The sequence below is a fragment of the Collinsella sp. LCP19S3_B7 genome, assembly GCF_052121795.1.
Lineage (GTDB): Bacteria > Actinomycetota > Coriobacteriia > Coriobacteriales > Coriobacteriaceae > Collinsella.
Map to the genome: position 1 here is coordinate 1 of NZ_JBQKDO010000002.1, position 24,432 is coordinate 24,432.

Below are 24,432 nucleotides of genomic sequence, written 5' to 3' on the forward strand. Positions count from 1 at the left end.
CACTACCGCTGGCCCGGCTGGATCTCGATCTGCGAGGGGCACGGCCTCGCCAGGAGCATGTCCGCCAAGGGCTGCAGCCCGGACAACGCGGCGATGGAGGGCTTCTTCGGCCTGCTCAAGAGGGAGTTCTGGCACGGCAGGGACTGGTCGGGCTGGACCCCTGCCCGCTTCATCGAGGAGCTCGGGGGCTGGATCGGCCGATACAATACGGAGAGGCGCAGCGATGCGCTCGGCGGCCGCACGCCGGCCGAGTTCCGCGCCGCGCTGGGAAGGGCCGCGTAACGGTCCAAGAAATCGTCCGCAGTCCCAGCTGATACCGGGTCGCAGTTTCCGCTAGCGGGCCCAACCGGAAACTGCGACCCGTTTTTCGACCAGATAACGGGATGCGCTTTCCGAAAGCCCACTCAATTGCTCAATAATTCGAGTCACCTATAGCTAACATCTGCACAGCTCACCAGCCTCACCAGTGCGTTTCTTAGTAAGCCGTGGCATACTCGGCGAATGGTATGAAGATGCCGGCCAGAGGGTATTGCAAACGGTCGCTCGCGTGGTATGTTTTTGCCCGAATCAAACCGGCGCGCATCGCCTGTAGCGTCGGTCAACAGAGAGGAAACTACCATGGCTCATCCCGTAATTGATGCCGACGAGTGCATCGCTTGTGGCGTTTGCGTCGACTCCTGCCCCGCTGGCGTTCTGGAGCTCCAGGACGTCGCTACCGTTGCTGACGAGGACTCCTGCGTCGCCTGTGGCGCTTGCCAGGACGCTTGCCCCGCCGGCGCGATCACCGAGATCGTCGAGGAGTAACAACTCCCCCACTTGCACACTCACAAGTACACCGTGCACAAAAAAGGAGGCCTCCGCATCGCCGCAGAGGCCTCTTTTTTGTGCGGATAGCTAATTTGGCACCGTCGCAGGTTGAGCATAAGTCAGCGAAAACGCCCCTAAGCGAGCAAGGTGACGTGAAAGAGGAGGGAAGCGTACTTTTGTACGCGACCGACGATTGAACGTCAGATTGCCGCTTAGGGGCGTTTGCAGCATCGGCTACGATAGATCGTCTTCGTAGGGCATCAGGTCTGCCAGATAGCCCTTCTCCTTGAGCATAGCCTCGATCTCGTCGAGGGTTTGCTCATCCTCTGCCGCGATGCGATGGAAGTGATAGCCGCTCGTCACCGTTAGTAGCGGAAAGCTCTTGCCGCTCTCGATATCGTGCAGGTAGCGCTCAACATCGCGACGATTGCGGATGTCCAGGTCGGCCGTGATCTTACCGTACACGCGGTGATTGACGATCACGTTGAGCACGGCGCCTCCGGCGTCGACGATACTCGTGAGCTCATCGCCTGCCTGCTCCATGCTATGGCGAACCTTGACCAGGCGCGTGGGCACGGCGGGGCTGCTGGGGGCCTCCTGCAGCACGTAGCCGCGATTGGTCGCCACGATATCGTGCCCATCGGCGCGCAGCAGGGCGATGTCTTGCACGACAACCTGGCGGCTCACACCCACCTCGCGAGCAAGCGTACTGCCGGAGACGGGGTCTTTGGCTCGCTCGAGCACGCCCATGATGGCACGGCGACGCTCGCGGGCGTCCATTATTTACCGTCCAGCAGACGCAGGTGCTTAAGCGAGAGGTCGAGAATCGGCGCAGAGTGCGTCAACGCTCCCGAGCTAATAAAGTCAACGCCCAGGTCGGCAAGCGCACGGATATTGCTGGCATCCACGTTGCCCGAACACTCGGTCTTGGCGCGACCGGCAATAAGCTCAATCGCGGCAGCCATGTCATCGTGGGTCATGTTGTCGAGCATGATGATATCGGCGCCGGCCTCCACGGCCTCGCGCACCATGTCCAGGTTCTCGCACTCGATCTCGACCGTCGCGGTAAACGATGCATGGGCGCGCGCCATCTCGATCGCACGCGCCACGCCGCCGGCGGCGTCGATGTGGTTGTCCTTGAGCATGACAGCCGTCGACAGGTTGTAGCGGTGGTTGCTGCCGCCGCCGATCTCGACCGCGGCCTTCTCGAAGACGCGCATACCCGGTGTGGTCTTGCGCGTGTCGACGAGCACGGTCTTGGTGCCCTCGAGCGCCGCAGCCATCTGGTGCGTATAGGTAGCGATACCGCTCATGCGCTGCAGGTAGTTGAGCGCCACGCGCTCGCCCGAAAGCAGCACGCGCGCATCGCCGCGTACCTGGCCCACATGGTCGCCGGCGTGCACCTCGTCGCCATCGGCAACATCAAACAGTACCGAGCTCTGCGAATCCAGCAGCTCAAAGGTGCGAGCGAACACATCCAGGCCCGCGATGATGCCATCGGCCTTGGCGATGAGCTCCACCGTGGCGGGACGCGCCGTGGGGCACACGCTTGCCGTGCTCACGTCCTCAAACGTAATGTCCTCGCGCAGAGCCTGCAGAATCAGATCATCGACGACGAGCTTCATGGTAATGGGGTTCATGGTCTACTCCTCCACGGCCTGCGTGCCGGCGGCACGGGCCAAATCATCGATTGCCAGGGTGTCGGCGCTCAGGGCGCGATGACGGCCGTCGAGCGCGGGCTCGCCCGCCTGCTCCACGGCGAGCGACTGGCCGGTACGCATGTGCCACGCGGCGCGACGACCCCAGACCAGCGCCTCGAGCAGGCTGTTTGATGCAAGGCGGTTCTTGCCGTGAACGCCGTTGCAGGCCGTCTCGCCGGCGGCGTAGAGCTCGGGCATCGAGGTGCGGCCGTCCTTGTCGACCCACACGCCGCCCATAAAGTAGTGCTGCGTGGGTGTGACGGGGATGGGCTCGTCCAAGATGTCGCGGCCGTCCTCCAGGCAGCGTGCGCGAATGTTGGCAAAGTGTCCGGTCACCACGTCGCGCTCAACGGGGGCAAAGCTCAGCCACTCGTGCTCGGTACCATCCTGCTTCATCTGCTCGCGAATAGCGGCAGCGACCACATCGCGCGGCTGAAGCTCATCGGTAAAACGCTCGCCGGCGGCGTTGAGCAAAATCGCGCCCTCGCCGCGGCAGCTCTCGCTGATCAGGAAGGTGCGGCCCGGCTGCGGCGAGAACAGTCCCGTGGGGTGAATCTGCACGTAGTCCAGGTGCTCCATCTTAATGCCGTGCTCCTGGGCAATGTAGCAGGCATCGCCCGTGAGCTGCGGGTAGTTGGTCGAGTGGTCGTACACGCCGCCGATACCGCCTGTCGCCCACAGCGTGTGGCGGGCATGGATCTTAAACGGCTCGCCGGCATGCACGCCCTCGGCGGCATTTGCCAGCTCGTCGGCGGGGCGAACCGAGTTGTCCTCGTCCACGGGAACGGCGACGACGCCGAGGCACGCCGTGGCGCCATCACGCTCGCCCGTCAGAATGTCGGTCATGGCCACGTGCTCCAAAATCTGCACGTTATCCAGCTTGCGAACGGCCTGGAGGAGCTTGGTCGTGATCTCCTTGCCCGTAATGTCGGCATGGAAGGCAATGCGCGGGCGGCTGTGCGCACCCTCACGGGTAAAGTCGAGGCTGCCGTCGGCCTTGCGCTCAAAGTCCACGCCCATGGCGAGCAGGTCGTTGATGACCGAGCGGCTCGAGCGGATCATGATGTCGACGCTCTCGCGGCGGTTATCGTAGTGGCCGGCGTGCATGGTGTCCTCAAAGAAGGCGTCGTAGTCAGAGCCTTCGGGAAGCACGCAGATACCGCCCTGCGCGAGCATCGAATCGCACTCGTCGACAGCGCCCTTGGAGAGCATGATCACGCGCGTGCTCGTCGGCAGATTAAGGGCCGCGTATAGGCCCGCCACGCCGCAACCGGCAATGACGACGTCACACTCCATGTCGGGGCATTGTTTGGTTTCCACAGGAATCCTCTCCCTTGTAATGTGGCATAAGGGATGGTCCCTCATGTCACATTGGCTTAGCGCGCCGCGTATTCGAGCATGCGGTCGAGCGTGAGCTTGGCCTGGTCGGCGGTCTCATCCGACACGCCGATCTGCACCTCGCCCTCGCCCGTCTCCAGGCAGCGCACGAGCTTTTCGAGCGTGATGAGATCCATGTTGACGCAGGTGGGCTGCACCGCGGGGAAGTAGAACTTTTTGCCGGTGCCCTGGCAGCGGCGCTCAAGCTCGTAGAGCACGCCGCGGACCGTCACGATGATAAACTCGCTCGCGTCCGACTCCTCGGCATACTTGATGATGCCGGCAGTGGAGCCGATGTAGTCGGCCTCGGCCAGGACGTCGGCCTTGCACTCGGGGTGCGTCAGCACGAGCGCGTCGGGGTGCGCCTCCTGCGCGTCGACAATCTGCTCGACGGTGATGATGTGATGGCGCGGGCAGTAGCCGTTGTTGAGGATGACGTGCTTTTGGGGCACCTGCTCGGCCACAAAGCGGCCCAGGTTCTGATCGGGAATGAACAAGATGTGCTGCTGCGGCAGCTCGGAGACGATCTTGACGGCGTTAGAGCTGGTAACGCACACGTCACTCCAGCTCTTGATCTCGACCGTCGAGTTGACGTAACACACCACGGCCAGGTCGTCGCCATATTCGGCGCGCGCCGCGTCGACCGTCTCGTGCTTGACCATGTGCGCCATGGGACAGTCCGCGCCCGGCTCGGGCAGCAGCACGGTCTTGGTGGGATTGAGCAGCTTGGCGCTCTCGCCCATAAACTCCACGCCGCACAGCACGATAGTCTGCTGCGGCAGGCTCTTGGCAAGCTTTGCCAGGTAGAAGCTGTCGCCGACGAAATCGGCCACAGCCTGAACCTCGGGCGCCACATAATAGTGCGCCAGGATCACTGCGTCACGCTGGGTTTTTAGCTGATGAATGGCCTCGACGAGCTCTGCGGGCACCAGTGCCGCGCGCTCCGTTGCCGTCGTTGCCGATGCCAGGCCGGCCGCGATATCGCGTGCAAGCTCCGATGCATCCATGTTCGCGCTCTGTGCCATCAAGGCCCCTCTCTTTTGGCGAATCTTGGGGCTTTAGTATGACACCTGGCTTTACAGCTGACAAGACAGCTGTAAAGCCAGGTGTAAAGTTGGAATAAGGATTCAATCTTGGGGCGGATCCATTTTCGAACTGGCAAGCTGAGGATAGTCGAGCTCTCGATAGCGCAGGAGGCATCTTTCGCCACCGCAATACTGCTCGGCGCGAGTTGCGCACCGTGGGGCGCAAACGGGGTGTTCCTCCGCGGGCGGCACGCACCCAATGTGGCAAAATCGAATTACTAAGGGGGCCCGAATGCTCAAGATCATCGCCTGCGACGACGACGTCGCTTTTCTAGATAGACTGCACCGGATGATCGACCGCTGGTCGACCGAGACGGGCACGGCGGTCGACGTTGCACTCGTCACGCGCGGCGAGGACCTGCTGGCCCGCCATGCCGCATCGCGCGCCGACATCATTCTGCTCGACATGATCATGCCGCTCGTCAACGGCATGGACACCGCGCGGGAGTTGCGCCAATCCGATACAGCCGTGCGTCTGGTGTTCCTCACCTCATCGCCCGAGTTCGCGCTGGAGTCCTATGAGGTCCGTGCCTTCGACTACCTACTCAAGCCTGTAGCGTACGAACGCCTGGCGCAACTGCTCGACGAGCTTTCGAGCATGCGACCTGACGCGACCGATGAGCTCGTGACCAAAACGTCCTTTGGATACCATGCCCTGCGCCTGTCCGATATCGAATACGCCGAGGCCCGCAACAAGCACGTGGTATTCCACCTGCGCGACGGGCGCGACATCGAAGCGCTCGAGCCGTTCCGCAACATCGAGGACCAGCTGGCCAAAAACGCGAACTTCTTTAAATGTCACCGTAGCTACCAGGTCAACCTGCGCAATATCGACCACTTTAACCGTACGGATATCGTCATGCGCTCGGGCGCTTGCATCCCGCTGGCGCGCAGCTGCAAGCAGGGTTTCCAGGATGCCTACTTTGCGGCACGGTTCGAGAGCGGGAGGCGCTAATGCTCCCCGCGGCCGAGATGGTACTTTGGGCAATCCACCACGCAACGACCCTGCTTTTTGGCGTTTTTGCCTCGGCGGCGCTCTGCGGTATCGAGATCAACCGGCGTCATGCGCTTGAGCTGGTGATGGTCGGCGCCGTAACCGGATGCGCATTCGGCCTCGCCAATGCCGTCGGCGGCGAGCTTTTCGCCCGTCAGGTATATCCGCTCGTCGTGCATCTGCCGCTCGTCATCTACCTGTGCGCGCGCTATCGCCTGAGCCCGCTGCTCGTTATGCTGGGCGTCACCAGTGCTTATCTGAGCTGCCAGTTCAGCAACTGGATGGGCATCGCCGCGCTCGCCGCCACCGACTCGCAATTCGCGTACTACGCGGCACGCATTATCACCACGGCCGTCGTCTTTGCAATCCTGCTGCATTGGGCCAGCGACATCGGTCCGCGCCTGGCGGTTAAAACCCCCACCGAGCTCGAGATTCTGCTCATCCTGCCGCTCGTCTATTACATCTTTGACTACGCCACCAACGTCTACACCACGCTCTTCCACTCGGGCTCCGTGGTGACGGTTGAGTTTTTGGCGTTTGCGCTTTGCGCGTTCTACCTCATGTTTCTTACTGTGTATCTGCGCGAATACGAGGCAAAGGAAATCGCCGAGCGCGAGCGCTGGATGCTCGCGACCCGCGACAGCGCAGCCATCAAGGAGCTCGAGGCCTGGCGCCAATCTGGACGTGAGCTTTCGGTTCTCCGCCACGACATGCGGCACTTCCTGCGCGGCCTTGCGGCTTTGATCGAGGAGGGCCGCATCGACGAGGCGCTCGAGCGCATCGACGAGCTCTGCGAGACAAACGACCGCACCGCTGTGCGCCGCTACTGCGCCAACGACACGGTCAATATCGTGCTTTCGTCATTTAGCTCCGATATCAACCGAAACGGCATCAGCGCCGATTTGCGCGCCGCCGTGCCCGAGAGCGTCCATGTAGCCGACGTCGATTTGTTTAGCGTGCTCTCAAACGCCCTGGACAACGCCATCGTCGCCGCAAGCGCCGCTCCCCAGGGCAAGCGATTTGTCGATCTGGACCTGCGTTGCGAGGACGGACAACTGCTACTTTTGGTCTCCAACACGTTTGGGCGCCCGCCGCGCATGGTCGACGGCATGCCCGTGGCCGAGCACACCGGACACGGCTTTGGAACCAGGAGCATTAAGCTTGCCGTCGAGCGCATGAACGGCAACTGCCAGTTTCGCATTCACGGCGATCGGTTTGAGCTTCGCGCAGTGATGTAAGGGCGCGACAAGTCGGCGCCGCGCTCGACCCATCAGGACCGCCTTGCCGGCGCCAGTCCGCTACAGCGGCGCGGCGGCCGGGGTCAGCTGCTTGATGTAGGCCCACATGCGCTGCTTGGCGGCCTTGTCGGTCAGCGCGGCCTCAAAGCCGTCGAGCGCGAGTACGCGACGACCCTGCACGTGGGCGACCAAGCCGGGCTTGAGCATGGCGGTATCAAAGTCGTCGATCGCCACGAGCATGTCTGCGTAGGTCTCGCGCATGGTATCGGCCGCGCGATCGTCCAGCAGCAGGACCGCCTCGGGGTCCAAGGCCTCGAGCGCCTCGCGGAACAGCTCGCACGGCAGGTCCTCGCCTGCCGCAACCGCCCCGTCGCCCGCGCCGGCAACACTTGCCAGCACGCAGAAATCCTCGGGCGCGTAACCGATGGCGCCGAGCGCCTTACGCAACGCGGCGCCGTCTGGACCGGCAGCCAACTCGCCACCTGCGCGCTCGGCATCGTCTAAATCACCTTTTACCAGCACAATTGGCGAGCACGCGTTACCCGCGATACGCACGCCGCGGCCCGCGAGCGATGCGAGCTCCTGCTCGGCCGCCTGGGCGATGGCTTCTTTTTTCTGGCTTTGTGACGTGGGCATGCGCTCTCCAATCGTTTGCATGCCCACCATTATATAAAAGAGCCGCCCGCGAGTGGTTGCATTGCGGGCCGTTGGGTATAAGCACGGTCGTATTGAGTTTTACGCGGCCGAGCCGCGTCGCACTATGGAGGTCACCATGGCTGACATTAAGCAAATTACCCCCGAGAATTTCGATTCCGTCGTTAACGGCAGCCTTCCCGTGCTGGTTGATTTTTGGGCACCGTGGTGCGGTCCCTGCCGTTCGCTCTCGCCCATTGTTGACGAAGTGGCCGACGAGCTGGCCGGCAAGATTACCGTCGCCAAATGCAACGTCGACGACAATCAGGACCTGGCCATGAAGTTTGGCGTTATGAGCATCCCCACGCTGATTGTCTTTAAGAACGGCGAGGAAATCGACCGCTCCGTCGGTGCACTGCCCAAGGCCAGGCTGCAGGCGCTGCTTGAGAAGCACCTGTAATACGCCGGTCATGTGTTGCCGTCCATGAGTGGTTTTGTGCCGCTCGCCGGAGAGCCGGGTGTTGCGCCCGCGACCACGGATAGTATGGTAATCACAAACAGCCCCCAGTGAACGGGTGCGGGTCAGACGGACTCGCACCCGTTTTCTTATGCGGCGATGCGTAAAGCGGGCGTAGTAGAATCTGAACCACTGGATTGTCCCGAACATAAGGAGATTCCCATGCATGACGTCGGAATGAACATGAGCCAGCTTGCCATGAGCGTCAAGCAGGTCGACGACACGATCGAGCTCGCCCACGAATGGAGCCATCAGCTGCTGCATGCGACCGAGAACTTTGACATGGAGCGCATCGGCGCCAAGCTCGAGGCCGCCATGGCGGCGCTCCACGAGGCGCACGATGCGCTCGAGGGCTACGAGGAGGCCATCGAGGCCGACCATAACTCCGTTGGCTCCGTAAAGCTGGTGTAGCGTGGCCGAGCACGAGCACGCCTGCGAGCACGAGCATCCGCACGGGCCGACCGGCGACGTGGGCTGCCGCCTCAGCGGCTCCGCCTCCGAGCTGGTCCGTTTTTCGGTCACCGCGCCCGACGACCTGTTGCGCCGCTTTGACGAGCAAATCGCGCGCCGCGGCGACGTTGCCAACCGCTCCGAGGCCGTGCGCGACCTGATTCGCGCCTCCATTGCCAAGGAGCAGATGCGAACGCCCGACGAGCAGGTCATCGGATCGCTCACCATGATTTACGACCATCACACCGGCGATCTGACGCGCCGTCTGGACGAGGTGCAGCACGACTACACCGACGAGATTGTCTCGACCATGCACGTGCATCTGGACCACCACAACTGCCTGGAAATTCTGGCGCTCAAGGGTCGCGGCGAGCGTGTCTACGAGCTGGCTGACCGTCTGCTGGGCCTGCGCGGCGTTAAGCACGGCGAGCTCACCTGCGCCGCCACCGAGCAGAGCCTGGGGCTGTAGCGGGTCTTTACGCGGCGCACCTGCCAAGAAGGGACAGGTTTGTTTTGGCAGGTTTAACGTTTTACCTACCAAAATAAACCTGTCCCTTTTTGGCAGGTCTCGATGAAGGAGGGTCGCATGCGACATGCGCATATCCATGTAACGGGCATTGTGCAGGGCGTCGGCATGCGACCGTTTGTGTATCGCGAGGCCATGGCGCACGGCATTTGCGGCTGGGTGCTTAACGCGGGCGATGGCGTGCATATCGAGGCGCACGCTCTAAGCGAGGCGCTCGACGAATTTGTCGCCGCGCTTTCCGAGCATACGCCTGCGGCGGCTCGTGTGGAGCATGTCGAGGTTATGGACCTAGCGCCCGGCGACTGGGACGCCGCCAACGAGCGGGGCTTTCGCATTGTGGCATCGCAGGATCAAACCGCCCACACGACGCTCGTCTCGCCCGACATCGCCACGTGCGACGACTGCCTGCACGAGCTGTTCGACCCCGCCGACCGACGCTTTCACTATCCCTTTATCAACTGCACCAACTGCGGACCGCGCTTTACCATCATCCGGTCGCTGCCCTATGACCGAGCGGCCACCTCGATGGATTGCTTTCCCATGTGCCCCACCTGTGCCGCAGAGTATGGCGACCCGCTTGACCGGCGGTTTCACGCGCAGCCCGATGCCTGCTTTGATTGTGGGCCGCACATTACGTGGCGCGAGGCCGGCGAAGCCGCCGCGTCGCTGACCGTCGGCACCACGCGCGAGACCAGCGACGCCATTATCGACCGCTGTGTTGAGCTGCTGGCCAACGGCGGTATCGTCGCCATCAAGGGTCTGGGCGGATTTCACTTGGCATGCGACGCCTCCAACGAGAAGACGGTAGCCGAGCTTCGCCGCCGCAAACGCCGCAGCAACAAACCGCTTGCCGTTATGGTACGCGACCTTGCCGATGTTGAACGCCTGTGCCATGTCAACAACGTTGAACGCGGCTTGCTGACCGGCAGCATTCGCCCCATTGTGCTGCTGCGCCGACGTGCCGTTTGCGAGAGCGGCGGCTCCCCCAACGTGCTCGCGCCGTCCGTCGCGCACGATCTACCCGAGCTCGGCGTTATGCTCCCCTACACCCCGCTTCAGCATCTGTTGCTTGCCGCGGCAGAAGCCCGCGGTATGCACGCGCTCGTCATGACCAGCGGAAACCTGAGCGAAGAACCCATCGAGACCGATGATACCCTTGCATGGGAGCACCTTGTTGCCGCCGGCATCGCTGACGCGCTACTTGGCAACGACCGTGCGATTCTCTCGCGCTACGATGATTCCGTGGTGCGCGTGGTCGGTGGGGTCGCCATGCCCGTTCGCCGCGCTCGCGGATATGCACCCCAGCCGCTGCCGTTGCCGGCGCTCGACGGCGCTCCGTCCTGCGTGCTCGCCTGCGGGCCACAACAAAAGGCCACGATTGCGCTCACGCGTGAAGGGACGAACGGCGAGGCAGCCTGTTTTGTGTCGCAGTATATCGGCGATGTTGAAAACGGCGGGACCTTCGATGCCTGGAACGCCGCGCGCACGCGCTTGGAAGATCTCTTTGACTTGGCGCCCGCCGCCTTGGCCTGCGATCTACACCCCAGCTATCTATCGAGCCAGTGGGCGCGCGAGCAGGCGCGAAAATGCAATCTGCCGCTCGTCGAGGTGCAGCACCATCATGCGCACATCGCGAGCGTAATGGCAGAGGCGATTGCCGCGGGCCAGCTTACAACCGACGCGCGCGTCCTTGGCATCGCCTTTGACGGCACCGGCGCCGGCACCGATGGGACCATTTGGGGCGGCGAGTTTCTTGTTGCCAGCCTTGGCGGCTTTGAGCGCGCCGCGCATTTGCGCACCTGGACGCTCCCCGGCGGGGCGGTCTCCGTGCGCGACGCACGCCGCAACGCCTTTGCCCTGCTCAGCGAGCTCGGCCTGCTTGAACATCCGGGGGCCGAGCGGCTCTTGGACGGCCTAGACGAGCAAACACGCAGCGTGACGGCAACGATGATCGAGCGGAACATCAACAGCCCACGCACGAGCAGTATGGGGCGTCTCTTTGACGCCGCCGCTGCAGTTTTGGGCATTTGCGGGCAGGCAACCTACGAAGGCGAGCCCGCCATCGAACTCGAAGCCGCCGCCTGGCGCGCGCTCGGCAGCAAAATTACCCATGTTCCCGGCGATAAAGACGGCTGTTCCGCATCTGACCCATTGCGACTGGACAGTTTGTTCAGATTTGTATTAAAAACAGACCCTCTAACCAACGGTTTTGGCTCAGATTACCCCGAAGAGGGCTCTCCAGGCACCTCATTTGCGGTTAATTCGCCCGCCGGATACCCCAAATCAACCCACTCGGGGTCCTCGCAGACGATCTATACCACCCATTACCACTCTAAAAAGTACAAATCTGAACTAACTGTCCAAGCAACCTCGAGCAGGTCTCTCGTCCTGAGCCCCAGCTCACTTTTTGCGGCGCTTTTGGAGGGAACCAGAGCCAGTGTGCCCGCCGACAGGCTCGCACTCGACTTCCATGTCGCCGTCGCGCGCTCTTCGGCACGCATCGCCAGCGAGATCTGCACCCGTGAAGGCCTCGATACCGTTGCGCTCTCGGGCGGTGTGTTCATGAACCGACTTCTGCTCCAGCTCCTCACCCGCGAGCTCAAAAGCGCAGGTCTTACTGTCCTTATCCCCCATACCGTGCCCGTCAATGACGGCTGCATCGCCTACGGTCAGGCGGCGGTCGCAAGCGCTCGTCTTGCGCAGATCGCATCGCAGTAGCTCGCTCTCGCACACCGCTGTGCCCAGCCGTCTCACAGGCGTAACGCGTTTGCCCGCGAACCCCGCGAGCGCTACCATCAACTGATGGATTATTGAGCGCCTATCCAGCGCAAAGCGTCTAAAAGGGGAACAATATGTGCCTTGCCGTCCCCGGTAAAGTAGTCAAACGCGACGACGACCTCAAGGCCACCGTCGATATGATGGGCGTCGAGCGTCCGGTGTCGCTGCGACTCGTGCCGACGGCGCAGGTTGGCGACTATATTCTCGTGCACGCCGGCTTTGGCATCCAAATCGTCGACGAGCAGGAAGCGCAAGAAACGCTCGAGCTCGTTAACGCCATGACCGAACTGGCCGAAGAAGACCAACTGGCCAGCAACCCGGCCGAGGCATACTAGTGGCGGCCGGACAGCCGGTGCGCTCCGGTATCGACTTTTCGGCATTTCGCGACCCCAAGCTGGCTCGCGAGCTCATCGAACGCATTCGCGGTCTTGTCGGCGACCGTACCATCAACCTTATGGAAGTCTGCGGCACGCACACCGTGAGCATCGGCCGCTATGGCTTTCGCTCCATTATGCCGGCCGGGCTCAAGCTGCTGAGCGGCCCGGGCTGCCCCGTCTGCGTTACCGCCAACCGTGACATCGACCACGCGATCGCGCTCGCCAACATAGACGGCGCCATCATCACCACCTTTGGCGACATGATGCGCGTGCCCGGATCGTCCACCTCGCTCGCTGCGCAAAAGGCGACAGGGCGCGATATCCGCATCGTCTACTCCCCGCTCGATGCGCTCGACATTGCCGAGCAAAACCCCGATCGTCCGGTCATTTTTTTGGGCGTGGGCTTTGAGACTACGACGCCCACCATCGCCGCTGCCATCTTGGAGGCCGAGGCGCGCGGGCTTTTGAACTTTTCGGTCTATTGCGTCCACAAGACCACGCCGCCGGCGTTGCGCGCCATCGCCAACGATCCCGAGACCGCCATCGACGGCTTTATCTTGCCGGGCCACGTCGCCACTATCATGGGCTTGGCGCCCTTTAGCTTTTTGGTCGACGAGTTCGATACCCCGGGCGTGGTCACGGGATTTGAACCGGTCGATATCCTGCAAGGCATCTGCATGCTGATCCAGATGGCTGTCGAGGGCAGGCCCGCGATCGACAACGCCTACCGCCGTGGCGTCAACGCAGACGGCAACCCCGTGGCGCGACAGCTGGTCGAGCAGGTGTTTGAGCCATGCGACACCACATGGCGCGGGCTGGGGCCGATTGCCAACTCGGGCCTTTCCATCCGCCCCGAGTTCTCGCGCTTTGATGCCCGTACCCGCTTTGACGTGCCCGTTGAGGCGACGGTCGAGCCGCGTGGGTGCCGCTGCGGCGACGTGCTGCGCGGGGCCATTACGCCGAGCAGCTGCCCGCTCTTTGGCCGCACTTGCACGCCCGAGCACCCCGTCGGCCCGTGCATGGTGAGCTCCGAAGGCAGCTGCGCGGCGTACTACCGCTATCGCGACTAGTCCGGACGCACCCGCACACTGATACCACCCACGATTGGAGTTTTGGATATGTCCCATAGCATCACCGATAGCACCGTCCTGTTGGGCCATGGCTCCGGCGGTCAGATGATGAAACGCATCATCGATGAGGTCTTTTTGGATGCCTTTGGGGCGCCCGAGTTGCTCGAAGGCAACGACGCCGGCGTCGCCGCGCTGCCCGCGAGCGGGCGCATCGCCATGTCGACCGACAGCTTTGTAGTCTCGCCGCAGTTCTTCCCCGGTGGCAACATCGGCCGTCTCGCCGTGTGCGGAACCGTCAACGACGTCGCGACCTCGGGCGCCAACGTGCGCTACCTCTCGTGCGGCTTTATCCTCGAAGAGGGCTATCCCATGGATAAGCTCCGCCAGATTGTGCAGACCATGGCCGAGACGGCGCACGAGGCGGGCGTGTCCATAATCACGGGCGACACCAAGGTGGTCGAGCGCGGCGGGGCCGACGGCGTCTACATCAATACCGCCGGCGTGGGCGAGGTTCCCACGGGCGTGGCGCTCAGCGGCGCCAACTGCCGCCCCGGCGACGTTATCCTGGTGTCAGGCACACTGGGCGACCACGGGATCGCCATCATGAGCCAACGCGAGGGCCTGGCGTTTTCGAGCGCGATCGAAAGCGATGCCGCGCCGCTCAACCACCTGATTGCCGACGTTTTGGCCGCAGCGCCCGGCACGCGTTGCTTTCGCGACCCCACGCGCGGTGGCCTGGCGTCCACACTCAACGAGTTTGCCCAGGCCAGCGGTGTTGCCATGGAGATCGACGAGGATGCCGTGCCCGTGCGTCCCGACGTGCAGGCCGCCTGCGAAATGCTCGGCTACGATGTGCTGCAGGTGGCAAACGAGGGCAAGATGGTCGCCGTGGTGCCGGCCGAGCAGGCCGATGCGGCTCTAGCCGCCATGCGTTCCGCCCGTTACGGCGAGAACGCCGCGATCATCGGCCGCGTGCTGCCGCTTGGATCGGACGCCCATCCCGCCGTGCGCGTGCGCACCGGCTGGGGCTCGACCCGCATCCTCGACATGCTCGTGGGAGAGCAGCTGCCGAGAATTTGCTAGGGCGGAATCTCATGAGTGGCGCGATGTCACCTGATATCCCTGGAGATGTTCAGATTCCAAGCACACCCAACGCGGAAGCCCAGTATTATGGGGTGCGTTTTGAAACCCAACGACGGGAGCTCTCATGGCAGCAGTTTTTTCCCATGTGATCTTTGATCTGGACGGCACCATCCTCAACACGCTCGAGGACCTGGCAGCCGCCGGCAACCATACCTGCGAGGCGCACGGCTGGCCCACGTTTGCCGTTGACGAGTACCGCTACAAGGTGGGAAACGGCATGCTCAAGCTGGTTGAGCGCTTTATGCCCGCCGAGTACGCGGGCGACGGCCGTATGTTTGAGCAGACGCTTGCCGAGTTTAGGGCTTATTACGGCGAGCACAAGGAGGACCACACCGCCCCCTATGCCGGCACGATCGAGATGCTCGACCGCTTGCGTGCCGCGGGTGTGCAGCTTGCCGTGCTCACTAACAAGGACCACGTCTCGGCGGCCCCGCTTATCGAGAAGTATTTTGGTTCCGAGCGCTTTGCGCTGGTACAGGGCCGTGTCGATGCATTTCCGCCCAAGCCCGAGGCACCCGTCACGCTGCATGTGATGGAAGAGCTGGGCGCCGACCCGGCGACCACGCTCTACGTAGGCGATTCCAATGTCGATATCCTGACCGGCCACAACGCCGGTCTTAAGAGCGCAGGCGTCAGCTGGGGCTTCCGCGGCCGCGCAGAGCTGGAAGCCGCCGGCGCCGACTACGTGGTGGACAGCCAGGCAGAGCTCGCGGCGCTGGTGCTGGGCGAGTAACGCCAGCGCTGCTCAACCCAGCCGCCGCAATGCTGTTGCGCGGAAAGTAGTCGTTGGGGACGTTCTTAAACGGCTGGTCAAACAATGGCAACGTCGCAGGTAGAGGACGGACAGCGAGCGACGTCCAGGACGAACAAGTTGGCATGAAAAGGGCGAGGCATAGACCTTCTGGTCATGCCTCGCCTTTTGAATGACAAATTGTCGTCCTGGGCGGCGCGCAGCGTCAACTGGTTACGCGGTTCGTAGAACCGCGTAACCCCCTAGCTCATCATCGCATTCATCATCTCGGTGGTTGCGGAATCGTCGGCAGACCACTCGTTATCCTCGTTGGCGGAATACTTAAAGGTGACCTTGGTGTCCTTGGTCTTAGCGGCCTTGGTCACGTCGACCATCACCTGGCCGGCCATCTTGTACAACTCGTCCTCGGAAGGCATCGTATCGAGTGCGGCGATCTTCTCCTGATACTGGGTGGCGAAATCTTCGACGATCTTGTTCATGGACTTGCAGGTGATGGTGACCTCGGCGGTCGCGGTGCCCTTGTCCTCATCGACCGTCACATCACCGATCTTGTAATCAAAACCCTCGAGATAGCTCTTGGCATACTCCTCGGGATCGATGCCCAGCTGCTCAAACTCGTCGCCCGAAGCCTCTTCCAGGCCGGAAAGGAAGTCATCGCCGCCGTTCTTGATCTCGTCAAACTGACTCGTAAGGTCGTTGGTGATGAGCTCCTCCACCGAAGGCCCTCCGCAGCCGGAAAGCAAAACCACGCACGCGACCAGGGCAGCCATCAGGGGCGCAAGCAGCAGCTTCTTTTTCATGACATTCCTCCAAACAAGCGGCGCTGCGTTTCCCGCGCAGCGCACGTCGTAACAGTAGGTCCATATTAGCGGCTCCGTTCAACCCCCTACGTCGCAAAAGCGTGGGCGGCTCAATTTGACGAGTGAATGGCCCATAAAGCAAGCCCCCTGCAATAAAATGCGCCTACTCGGCCTACTAAAAAAGGGTGGCCGGATAACCCGACCACCCTTGTGCATCTTCTGGATGCCGCAGACTACTTGCGGACGACCTTAACGATGGCGTCACCGGCGGCGACGGCAGACTCGGCCTCGACGGCGAGCTCGACATCGGCAAACTCGGCGGTGTTGGACACGGCCACGACGACGCAGTCCTTGTAACCGGCGGCAGCGATCTTGGCGCGGTCGATCTTGAGCAAGGACTGGCCGGCCTTCACGACGTCGTCGGCCTTGACGAAGCCGTCGAAGCCGTCGCCATTCATGTTGACGGTATCGACGCCAACGTGCACCAGAACCTCGATGCCGCTATCGGACTGCAGGCCCACGGCGTGACCCATGGTGACGGTCACCTTGCCGTCGCAGGGAGCGTAGACCAGGTCGTCCTCGGGCCACACGGCGCAGCCCTTGCCCAAAACCTCGCCAGCAAAGACGGGATCGGGCACGTCGGCCATCTTGATGACCTTGCCCTTGACGGGCGAACACAGCACGTCGGCGCCGGCAGAAGCAGAAATGGAGGCCGGAGCAGCGGCAGCCACGGGCTCAGCCTTCTTCTTGAACATATCAAACAGACCCATACGTTTTCTCCTCTTGATTAAGCGCAACGTTATGCGCATACCTATGGTGATTATAGTGCCAAATGGCCAAAATGCTAAGGCGAGGGCCCGAATCACAAGCCCTTCCAAGCCCTTCCAAAACCTTTTCCCATGGGCACTCATATTGTCGATTAAGCCTCGATAAGCCCCAGGTGAACAAAAGCGTTCCAGATGCCGTCGTCATCGACGTCGGTGGTCACGTAGTCGGCGGCCGGTCCGGCGTTCGGCGGAACGCCGGGGCTCAATTATTCCAAGCCCTCGGTGCCGTTGGACTTGATGATCTTCTGGTATGCGAAGAAGCTGTCCTTGCGGCGGCGCTCATAGGTACCGGTCCCGTCGTCGTACTTATCGACGTGGATGAAGCCGTAGCGCTTGCGCATCTCGCCAGTGCCGGCGGAAACCAGGTCGATGGGACCCCACCAGGTGTAGGCTATCAGGTCAACGCCATCGGCAATGGCCTCGCCCATGGCCTTGATGTGGCTCTGCAGGTAGGCGATGCGATACGGGTCATGGATGGAGCCGTCCTCCTCGACCTCGTCGTAGGCGCCCATGCCGTTCTCGACCACCATCAGCGGAATCTCGTAGCGGGCGTAAATCTCGTTGAGGGCGATGCGCAGGCCCAGCGGATCGATCTGCCAGCCCCAGTCGGTGGACTCCAGATAGGGATTCTTGCCGCCAAAGGCCATGTTGCCCTCGGTCATCTCGTGGTCCTTGTGGGTGCCCACGGTGCCGGACATGTAGTAGCTAAAGGTGTAGAAATCAACCTTGCCGTCGGCGATATCCTGCAGGTCGCCGTCCTCCATCACGAGCTCAACATCGTTCTCGGCCCAGAAGCGCTTGGCATAGAACGGGTACTTGCCGCGCACCTGCACGTCGGAGCAGTACCAGTTCATGGTATTCATCTCCTGCTGCGTGGCGAACACGTCGGCCGGATCGCACGTGGCGGCATAGGAAAGAATGAAGCAGTCCATGTTGCCCATCTTAAACTGCGGGTAATGCTCATGGGCATAGCGCACGACGCGGCCGCTGGCGACAAACTGGTGATGCAACGCCTGCATACGAGCCTGCGGCGTGGTGTGGACCGCCGACGCCGGACCCTCAAAGCCCTGAATCATGCTGGTCTCAAAGAGGTTGCCCATGTCCTGAGTGCCGCAGTTGATCTCGTTGAAGGTGAGCCAGAACTTGACCTTGTCCTGATAGCGGTCGAAGACGGTCTGGCAGTACTTCTCAAAGAAGCCGATGAGCTCGCGGCTCGCCCAGCCGTTGTATTTCTCGACCAGGTGATAGGGCATCTCGTAGTGCGAGAGGGTCACGAGCGGCTCGATATTGTGGGCACGCAGGCAGTCGAAGACGCGGTCGTAGAAGGCGAGGCCGGCCTCGTTGGGCTCAGCGTCGTCGCCGTTGGGAAAGATACGGCTCCAGGAGATGGACATGCGGAACATATTGAAGCCCATCTCGGCGAACAGCGCGATGTCCTCCTCGTAGTGGTGGTAGAAATCGATACCGTCATGATTGGGGTAGAAGCGGTTGGGGTCGATGTCGATCGTAATCTGACGCGGCTCCTTGTAGCTGCCGCCCAAGAAATGATCGTCGACGGAAGCACCGCGGCCGTCCACGTTCCAAGCGCCCTCAAACTGGTTGGCGGCGGTGGCGCCGCCCCAATAGAAACCCTCGGGGAACTTGATGTTTGCCATGAGCATCTCCTTTGCATCGCGGGTCGATAAGCTGAGTATCGCCCACGCGCGGGACGGGCAGAAGCGGGCGCACCAAACCCGACACTTCTTTTCGCCCTTGCGCCCCGTCACCGCCCCGCCCCTGACACTTCCTGATACCTGCCAAAAAGGGACAGGTTTATTTTGGCAGGTTTTATTCGGACAAACGCCGGCGGTAGACGGCCGGCGTGCAGCCATAGCGCTCGGCAAACTTTTTGTAGAAGAAGCTCATGTTGGCGTAGCCGGCCTCGCGCGCCGCGGTTTCGGCAGTGGCGCCGGCGTCGAGCAATGTTGCCGCGCGTGCCAGGCGGCTCTCCTGCACGAGTTGCATAAACGTGCGGCCCGTCTGCCGTTTGAGCAGCGCGCTTGCGTAGTTGGGACTCAGATGCAGGTGGCGAGCTACGTCCTCGAGCGTACAATCGCAGGCATGGCGCTCGATGTAGCTCACGGCGGCCGCGACCTGCGCCGAAGGCAGCGTGGGCATGTCCGCCTGCAGCAGCGATGTCTCATAGCTTTGCATAAGTTCGACCAGCAGCAACTCAAACAGCCTCGACACGATCTGGGGACTCGCCGCCGTCGGCTCCAGAAGCTCGCACAGCATCTCCTGCATATATCGGCGCACGCGGCGGCTGTTGCCCGTGCGGAAATGCACATGACCGCGGTGGTCGGTTTCGTCATTGAGGGCATTAATGAGGAACTGCGAGACGGCGCTTGACGGCGACAGGCTCTGCTCTAGGCTGCGGTGCAACATCACCCGCGAGATGACGATGCTCAGCATAATGTCATGCTCGCCGAGCTCGCCTACGGCATGCGGACAGGCCGCGTCGAGCAAGAGCACCTCGTTTTGGGCAAGCGTGAGCTGTGCGCCGTTGACGACCTGCGGCGCATGCCCTCGATAGACATAGCTGATTTCGACATAATTGTGCACATGCTCCGGCACGGGGTTAAAGCGCGAGTTGCGCACGATTGACAGGCCCTCAGGCATGCCTTCTTGGTGCAGGGCTCGCGTCGGGTCACCGATTTTATGGATATGTTTTTCACCGATATTCTGCTGATGACCCGAGCTGAACGCATCGTTCCAGTCATAGCGGGTGCCTGCGCAGTAAGCGCGCTCGCTGTCGGTCAGCTTGAGCAAAAGATTGTCCAAACGTGCGATATCCATAGCGCCACCATCATTGATTTGGTCATATTCTGCCGTGGTTTTGATATTAGCAGGAGTGTGCGCGCGACGTACTCTGGCTTCAATCGATTTAAAAGGTTTGTTTTAGAGGAGTGGATATGGCGGCATACGACAACCATGTGCTTCCGTTCTTGTGGCTCAAGGGCGAGGCGCGCGAGACGATTACCGAATACTTAGAGCAGATTGCCGGGGCGGACATCCACGAGGTCTGCCTCGAATCGCGCACGCATCCCGAGTTTTGTCGCGACGGCTGGTGGTCCGACCTGCGTTTTATCATTGGCGAGTGCAAGCGCCTGGACTTGAAGATCTGGCTGCTCGATGATGCCCACTTTCCCACGGGCTACGCCAACGGCGCGCTTGCAGGCGAGGATGTAGACACCGCGCTCAAAAAGACCGTGCTTAAGCATCACACGGTAACGGTCGTCGGTCCCCAGCCGTCCACGACCATTAAGCTCGGCAATCTTATGGATCCCACGGAGCGCTTTGTGGGCACGGCGACTTTCGACGCCGCCGGTGCACCGCTCGACCTTGAGCTCGCCGTTGAACAGACCGAGGACGGCACTCCCGTCCGCCTGCGCTTTGACGCTCCTGCCGGCATCACCACCCTCGAGCTCTACGTCACCAGCCAAAAGACCGGCTATCGCGATGAGTACATCAACATGGTCGACGCCGATTCGTGCCGTATGCTCATCAACGCCGTCTACGAACCCACGTTTGAGCATCTGGGCGACGAGTTCGGCAAGACCATTCTGGGCTTCTTTACCGATGAACCGGGCTTTATGAACGAGAAGGGTGCGACCCTCGAAGACGCTTCCACCAGCAGCTTTATTGGACGCGGTGATATGGCACTGCCCTGGTCGGATGAGCTTGCCCGCCGCTTACACGAGGAGTTGAGCGCGAGCTGGCTTGCCGAGCTCCGCGGCCTTTGGACGCGCGACCCCGCCGGCGCTCGGGTCCGCCACACTTACATGGACATCGCCACGCAACTCTACCGCGCGTGCTTTGACGAGCAGATTGGTGACTGGTGCCGCAAGCGCGGCGTCATGCACATCGGACATGTGATTGAGGACAAGAGTTGCCACACGCGCCTGGGCCAGGGCGCCGGACACTACTTCCGCGCGGTCGCCGGGCAGGATATGGCGGGCATCGACGTTGTCATCAACCAGCTTGCCCCCGGCGTCGACCACGGACGTTACAGCTACTTCCACGGCGCGTGGAACATGGAGTTCTTTACCTACGCGCTCGCCAAGTTGGGCTCTTCGGCCGCACGCCTCGACCCCAAAAAGCAGGGGCGCTGCATGGCCGAGGTCTTTGGCGCCTTCGGCTGGCACGAGGGCTTGCGCGAGATGAAATGGATCGCCGACCACATGCTCGTCCGCGGTATTAACTGGTTTACGCCGCACGCGTTTAGCATGGCGCCCTTCCCCGATTGGGACTGCCCGCCGCACTTTTACGCACACGGCAACAATCCGCAATGGCCGCACTTTGGCCAGCTCATGAGCTATATGAACCGTACGGCAACGCTGCTTTCAGGAGGCTATGCCATGCGCCCCGTTGCCATCCTGTACCATGCCGATGCCGAATGGGCCGGCAACGCCATGCCTATCGAGCGCGTGGCGGCAGAGCTCACGCGCGCGCAGATCGACTTTGATTTTGTGCCCGCCGAGGCTTTTGAGGATGAGAACCGTTACGAGGTTTCGATTGCCGACGGATTACTTACCGTAAACGATTGTCGTTACCAGGCGTTTGTTATGCCAGGAGCTTCATTTATTGGCGCTACGACGGCGGAGGCAGTGAGACGCATGGCGGATGCAGGCGTTATGGTGCTTGCCGTCGACGAGGTGCCCGGCACATTCTACGATACCGATGGCGCGGTCGAGCTGGGAGGGCTCGTCGCAACGCCGCTCGCCGATGTCGCCCGCGCGCTTGCAAGCGCGGGACTGCAGACCGTTGTGCCTGACACACCGCAGCCTTGGCTACGCGCACTTCGCTACGAGCGGGTGGGCGAGACCTACGTTATGCTCGTCAACGAACACCCACGCGAGCATATCGACTGCACGGTTGCACTTGCGACAGGCGAGCGCCTTTGCGGCACGCGGCTCGACCTGCTAAACGGCGCCGGGCCCGTTGCGTTTGACGGTGCGTTGGAGCTCGCACCCTTCGAGAGCTGCATCGTTGTTTTGGAAACGAGCAGCGAGAATGCGCCTGGAGACGGCGCAATCGACGCTGACACGTTGCTCGGCCTGCGCATCGAAGGCCCATGGACCGTCGCCCTCTCTCCTGCCGGCAGCAATGGCGCCTTTGGTGAATCACGAAAGCTCAAGCACCTGTGCGACCTTACAGCCGATCTGTCCACCGGCACCTGCGGCACCTACCGATATCATGCGTCGTTTGAGCTTGCCAACGATTGCGCCGACGCCACAATCGACCTGGGAGACGTCTACGAAACCGCGACGCTCACGCTCGATGGACGCCCGCTCGGCACACGCATCTGCCCGCCCTATCGTTTTGCCGCCGGCGCACTTTCCGCCGGTGCGCATGAGCTCACGATCGACGTCATCAACACGCTCGACCATGCGATCCCCGACATTTTCGCCCTCACCGAGCCCGTCGCCCCCAGCGGCATCCTCGGCCCCGTTACCCTTTGCGGGCAAAACCTGCCAAAATAAACCTGTCCCTTTTTGGCAGGTTTGGCGAGTGTGGGAGTTCGCATGGATATCAAACGCAAGATCACCGAGGCGCAGGGTCTCACCCCCACCGAGCAACAGCTCGGCATTGCAGCCCTTGGCATCGGTCAGGACATCCGCGGGCTTTCTATTAAGGAATTTGCCGCGCGCACCAACGTTTCGGTCGCGAGCGTGCATCGTTTTTGCAAAAAGCTCGGCCTCGAGGGCTTCAAGGACCTCAAGGTCGAGCTCATCCGCTTGGCAACCGAGGCGGGAAACCGCCGCGACGTGGACATCAACTTTCCCTTTGATGCCACCTCCACTCCCGCGCAGGTTATGGAGCGCATGGAGGGGCTCTACCAGACCACGCTGGCCGAAACGCAGGAGCTGCTCGACCCCACGCAGCTCGACCACGCCGCCAAGCTCATCGCGAACGCCCGACAGGTCGACATCTACACGGGCTCGCACAACCTCTATCCAGCGGGAATGTTTCGCGACCGCCTGCTCTCCGCCGGTAAAAGCGCGACGTGCCACAACGGTGTCGAGGCCCAGGTGCGAACGGCGCTCGCCTCGAATCCCGACCATGCGGCAATCGTCATCTCCTACAGCGGCCTTGCCCCCAACCTCAAGGACATCTTGCCGATCCTCAGCAGTCGGCATGTCCCGGTCATCGTCATCGGCACGCCTTATTGCGCTCGCATTCACCCCGGCTTTGCCGCCTACCTTACGGTGAGTGACCACGAGAGCATGACGCATCGCATCACACAGTTCGCCAGCCACATCGCCGTGCAATACGTGCTCGATTCGCTCTACAGCAGCTACTTCGCCAAAGACTACGCCCGCTGCTCCGAATTCCTGGAGCGCTCGTTCCCTTACACCCGCCTGCCCGGGCTTAAGTAGTCGTTTAAGAACGCCCCCAATGACTACTCTGGCAACGGCAGCGAGCGCCGTCCAGGGCGAACAAGTTGGCATGAAAAAGACGAGGCATTGACCTTCTGGTCATGCCTCGCCTTTTGAATGACAAATTGTCGCCCTGGGCGGCGCGCAGCGTCGGCCGGTTACAGCGTTTGGTACAACGCCGTAACTACTCCTGTGCTCCGTACTGCTCGTAGTAGGCGTCGATGGCAGTCTTAAGTTCGTCATCGATGACGACCTTGCCATCGATCTCGTGGTTGTAGAGGGTCTCGACGACCTCGGCCATGGAGACGATGCTCGCGACGGGGAAACCGTACTTGGCCTCGATCTCCTTCTGAGCGGTGGTCACGCCACCCTTGCCGACCTCCATGCGGTTGAGAGACACAATCAGGCCCTTGATTTCGACGTCGGCGGCAGCCTTAACCTTGGGATAGGTCTCGTCGATGGACTTGCCGCTGGTGGTAACGTCCTCGACCATGACCACGCGGTCGCCGTCCTGGGGCTCATAACCCAGCAGGTTGCCCTTATCGGCACCGTGGTCCTTGGCCTCCTTGCGGTCGCAGCAGTACTTGACCTCCTTGCCGTACAGCTCGTGGTAGGCAATTGCGGTCACGACGGCCAGCGGAATGCCCTTGTAGGCCGGTCCAAACAGCACATCAAAGTCGTCGCCAAAGTTATCGTGGATGGCCTGGGCGTAATACTCACCCAGCTTCTTGAGCTGATAGCCCGTCACGTAAGCGCCGGCGTTCATAAAGAACGGGGACTGACGGCCGCTCTTGAGCGTAAAGCTGCCGAACTTAAGAACGTCGGACTCAACCATAAACTTGATGAACTCTTGCTTGTAAGCCTCCATGCGGGCTCCTCTCGTAATCGCGTACGTGCTCTCCAGTTTAGCGCAGGCGAAGCTTCGATGTGGGTGCTTCAC

The 24,432-nt window shown here is 61.7% G+C and carries 24 protein-coding genes; 14 read left to right on the plus strand and 10 right to left on the minus strand.

Going from position 1 to position 24,432, the window contains the following annotated elements:
* The first annotated feature begins 93 nt into the window (after positions 1-93).
* On the plus strand, positions 94-282 hold the full coding sequence (locus ACTQW0_RS00925) for an IS3 family transposase (RefSeq protein ID WP_441566645.1): 189 nt from the start codon (positions 94-96) through the stop codon (positions 280-282).
* 270 nt (positions 283-552) lie between these two features.
* A complete protein-coding gene (locus tag ACTQW0_RS00930) occupies positions 553-804 on the plus strand; it encodes an indolepyruvate ferredoxin oxidoreductase subunit alpha (RefSeq protein ID WP_158564522.1) in 252 nt (83 codons plus the stop codon).
* Between the two features lie 237 nt (positions 805-1,041).
* Here the strand turns inward: ACTQW0_RS00930 and ACTQW0_RS00935 are convergent, their stop codons facing one another.
* The 4 genes from ACTQW0_RS00935 to nadA are packed head-to-tail and all read right to left on the minus strand — an operon-like array spanning position 1,042 to position 4,909.
* Positions 1,042-1,587, minus strand: a complete 546-nt coding sequence (locus ACTQW0_RS00935) for a transcription repressor NadR (protein ID WP_441015374.1) — start codon at positions 1,585-1,587, stop codon at positions 1,042-1,044.
* A complete protein-coding gene (gene nadC, locus ACTQW0_RS00940; protein ID WP_441566469.1) occupies positions 1,587-2,447 on the minus strand; it encodes a carboxylating nicotinate-nucleotide diphosphorylase in 861 nt (286 codons plus the stop codon). Before nadC ends, ACTQW0_RS00935 begins: the two co-directional genes overlap by 1 nt.
* A gap of 3 nt (positions 2,448-2,450) precedes the next feature.
* Positions 2,451-3,827, minus strand: coding sequence for an L-aspartate oxidase (locus ACTQW0_RS00945; protein ID WP_370450670.1), 1,377 nt, complete (start codon positions 3,825-3,827; stop codon positions 2,451-2,453).
* A 56-nt stretch (positions 3,828-3,883) separates the two neighbouring features.
* A complete protein-coding gene (gene nadA / locus ACTQW0_RS00950; protein ID WP_441566471.1) occupies positions 3,884-4,909 on the minus strand; it encodes a quinolinate synthase NadA in 1,026 nt (341 codons plus the stop codon).
* Positions 4,910-5,201: 292 nt separating this feature from the next.
* Between nadA and ACTQW0_RS00955 the strand changes: the two genes are divergently transcribed.
* Together ACTQW0_RS00955 and ACTQW0_RS00960 are read left to right on the plus strand one after the other, a co-directional pair.
* Positions 5,202-5,924, plus strand: coding sequence for a LytR/AlgR family response regulator transcription factor (locus tag ACTQW0_RS00955; RefSeq protein WP_441063863.1), 723 nt, complete (start codon positions 5,202-5,204; stop codon positions 5,922-5,924).
* Positions 5,924-7,201 carry a sensor histidine kinase gene (locus tag ACTQW0_RS00960; protein WP_441566474.1) on the plus strand — a complete coding sequence of 426 codons (1,278 nt, stop codon included), beginning with the start codon at positions 5,924-5,926 and terminating at the stop codon, positions 7,199-7,201. Before ACTQW0_RS00955 ends, ACTQW0_RS00960 begins: the two co-directional genes overlap by 1 nt.
* 60 nt (positions 7,202-7,261) lie before the next feature.
* Here the strand turns inward: ACTQW0_RS00960 and ACTQW0_RS00965 are convergent, their stop codons facing one another.
* Complete coding sequence (locus ACTQW0_RS00965) at positions 7,262-7,837, minus strand: hypothetical protein (protein WP_427719297.1); 576 nt, start codon at positions 7,835-7,837, stop codon at positions 7,262-7,264.
* 136 nt (positions 7,838-7,973) lie between these two features.
* On the opposite strand from ACTQW0_RS00965, the gene trxA reads away from it, so the two are divergent.
* The 8 genes from trxA to ACTQW0_RS01005 all read left to right on the plus strand — a co-directional run bounded on the left by trxA (position 7,974) and on the right by ACTQW0_RS01005 (position 15,428).
* Entirely contained in the window at positions 7,974-8,294 is a 321-nt protein-coding gene (gene trxA, locus ACTQW0_RS00970; RefSeq protein WP_427719294.1) for a thioredoxin, read from the plus strand.
* A 219-nt stretch (positions 8,295-8,513) separates the two neighbouring features.
* Complete coding sequence (locus ACTQW0_RS00975) at positions 8,514-8,762, plus strand: hypothetical protein (protein ID WP_006235225.1); 249 nt, start codon at positions 8,514-8,516, stop codon at positions 8,760-8,762.
* A 1-nt stretch (position 8,763) separates the two neighbouring features.
* Positions 8,764-9,270, plus strand: coding sequence for a nickel-responsive transcriptional regulator NikR (nikR, locus tag ACTQW0_RS00980; RefSeq protein ID WP_370450671.1), 507 nt, complete (start codon positions 8,764-8,766; stop codon positions 9,268-9,270).
* Between the two features lie 117 nt (positions 9,271-9,387).
* Positions 9,388-12,045 (plus strand): carbamoyltransferase HypF, encoded by a 2,658-nt coding sequence (hypF, locus tag ACTQW0_RS00985; RefSeq protein WP_441566476.1) that lies wholly within the window; start codon positions 9,388-9,390, stop codon positions 12,043-12,045.
* 134 nt (positions 12,046-12,179) lie between these two features.
* Positions 12,180-12,440, plus strand: coding sequence for a HypC/HybG/HupF family hydrogenase formation chaperone (locus ACTQW0_RS00990; protein ID WP_441031941.1), 261 nt, complete (start codon positions 12,180-12,182; stop codon positions 12,438-12,440).
* Positions 12,440-13,552 carry a hydrogenase formation protein HypD gene (gene hypD, locus ACTQW0_RS00995; RefSeq protein WP_441566478.1) on the plus strand — a complete coding sequence of 371 codons (1,113 nt, stop codon included), beginning with the start codon at positions 12,440-12,442 and terminating at the stop codon, positions 13,550-13,552. The genes ACTQW0_RS00990 and hypD overlap by 1 nt, the downstream gene beginning before the upstream one ends.
* Before the next feature lie 48 nt (positions 13,553-13,600).
* A complete protein-coding gene (gene hypE, locus ACTQW0_RS01000; protein WP_441566480.1) occupies positions 13,601-14,635 on the plus strand; it encodes a hydrogenase expression/formation protein HypE in 1,035 nt (344 codons plus the stop codon).
* Between the two features lie 124 nt (positions 14,636-14,759).
* A complete protein-coding gene (locus ACTQW0_RS01005; protein WP_441566482.1) occupies positions 14,760-15,428 on the plus strand; it encodes an HAD family hydrolase in 669 nt (222 codons plus the stop codon).
* A gap of 260 nt (positions 15,429-15,688) precedes the next feature.
* Here ACTQW0_RS01005 and ACTQW0_RS01010 read toward each other — a convergent pair whose 3' ends face one another.
* From ACTQW0_RS01010 to ACTQW0_RS01025, 4 genes are all read right to left on the minus strand, one after another.
* Complete coding sequence (locus ACTQW0_RS01010) at positions 15,689-16,246, minus strand: hypothetical protein (RefSeq protein ID WP_441566484.1); 558 nt, start codon at positions 16,244-16,246, stop codon at positions 15,689-15,691.
* Between the two features lie 233 nt (positions 16,247-16,479).
* Positions 16,480-17,016, minus strand: a complete 537-nt coding sequence (locus ACTQW0_RS01015) for a PTS sugar transporter subunit IIA (protein WP_441566486.1) — start codon at positions 17,014-17,016, stop codon at positions 16,480-16,482.
* Between the two features lie 263 nt (positions 17,017-17,279).
* Positions 17,280-18,728: a glycoside hydrolase family 1 protein gene (locus ACTQW0_RS01020; protein WP_441566488.1), complete on the minus strand. Its 1,449-nt coding sequence runs from the start codon at positions 18,726-18,728 to the stop codon at positions 17,280-17,282.
* Positions 18,729-18,900: 172 nt separating this feature from the next.
* The gene (locus tag ACTQW0_RS01025) at positions 18,901-19,908 is read right to left on the minus strand and encodes an AraC family transcriptional regulator (RefSeq protein ID WP_441566490.1); all 1,008 of its coding nucleotides are present in this window, start codon (positions 19,906-19,908) and stop codon (positions 18,901-18,903) included.
* A 116-nt stretch (positions 19,909-20,024) separates the two neighbouring features.
* Here ACTQW0_RS01025 and ACTQW0_RS01030 point away from each other — a divergent pair, with 116 nt between their 5' ends.
* Positions 20,025-22,595 (plus strand): glycosyl hydrolase, encoded by a 2,571-nt coding sequence (locus ACTQW0_RS01030; RefSeq protein WP_441566492.1) that lies wholly within the window; start codon positions 20,025-20,027, stop codon positions 22,593-22,595.
* 42 nt (positions 22,596-22,637) lie between these two features.
* The gene (locus ACTQW0_RS01035) at positions 22,638-23,492 is read left to right on the plus strand and encodes a MurR/RpiR family transcriptional regulator (protein WP_441566494.1); all 855 of its coding nucleotides are present in this window, start codon (positions 22,638-22,640) and stop codon (positions 23,490-23,492) included.
* Positions 23,493-23,676: 184 nt separating this feature from the next.
* Here ACTQW0_RS01035 and pyrE read toward each other — a convergent pair whose 3' ends face one another.
* The gene (pyrE, locus tag ACTQW0_RS01040; RefSeq protein ID WP_154518188.1) at positions 23,677-24,360 is read right to left on the minus strand and encodes an orotate phosphoribosyltransferase; all 684 of its coding nucleotides are present in this window, start codon (positions 24,358-24,360) and stop codon (positions 23,677-23,679) included.
* Positions 24,361-24,432: the final 72 nt, after the last annotated feature.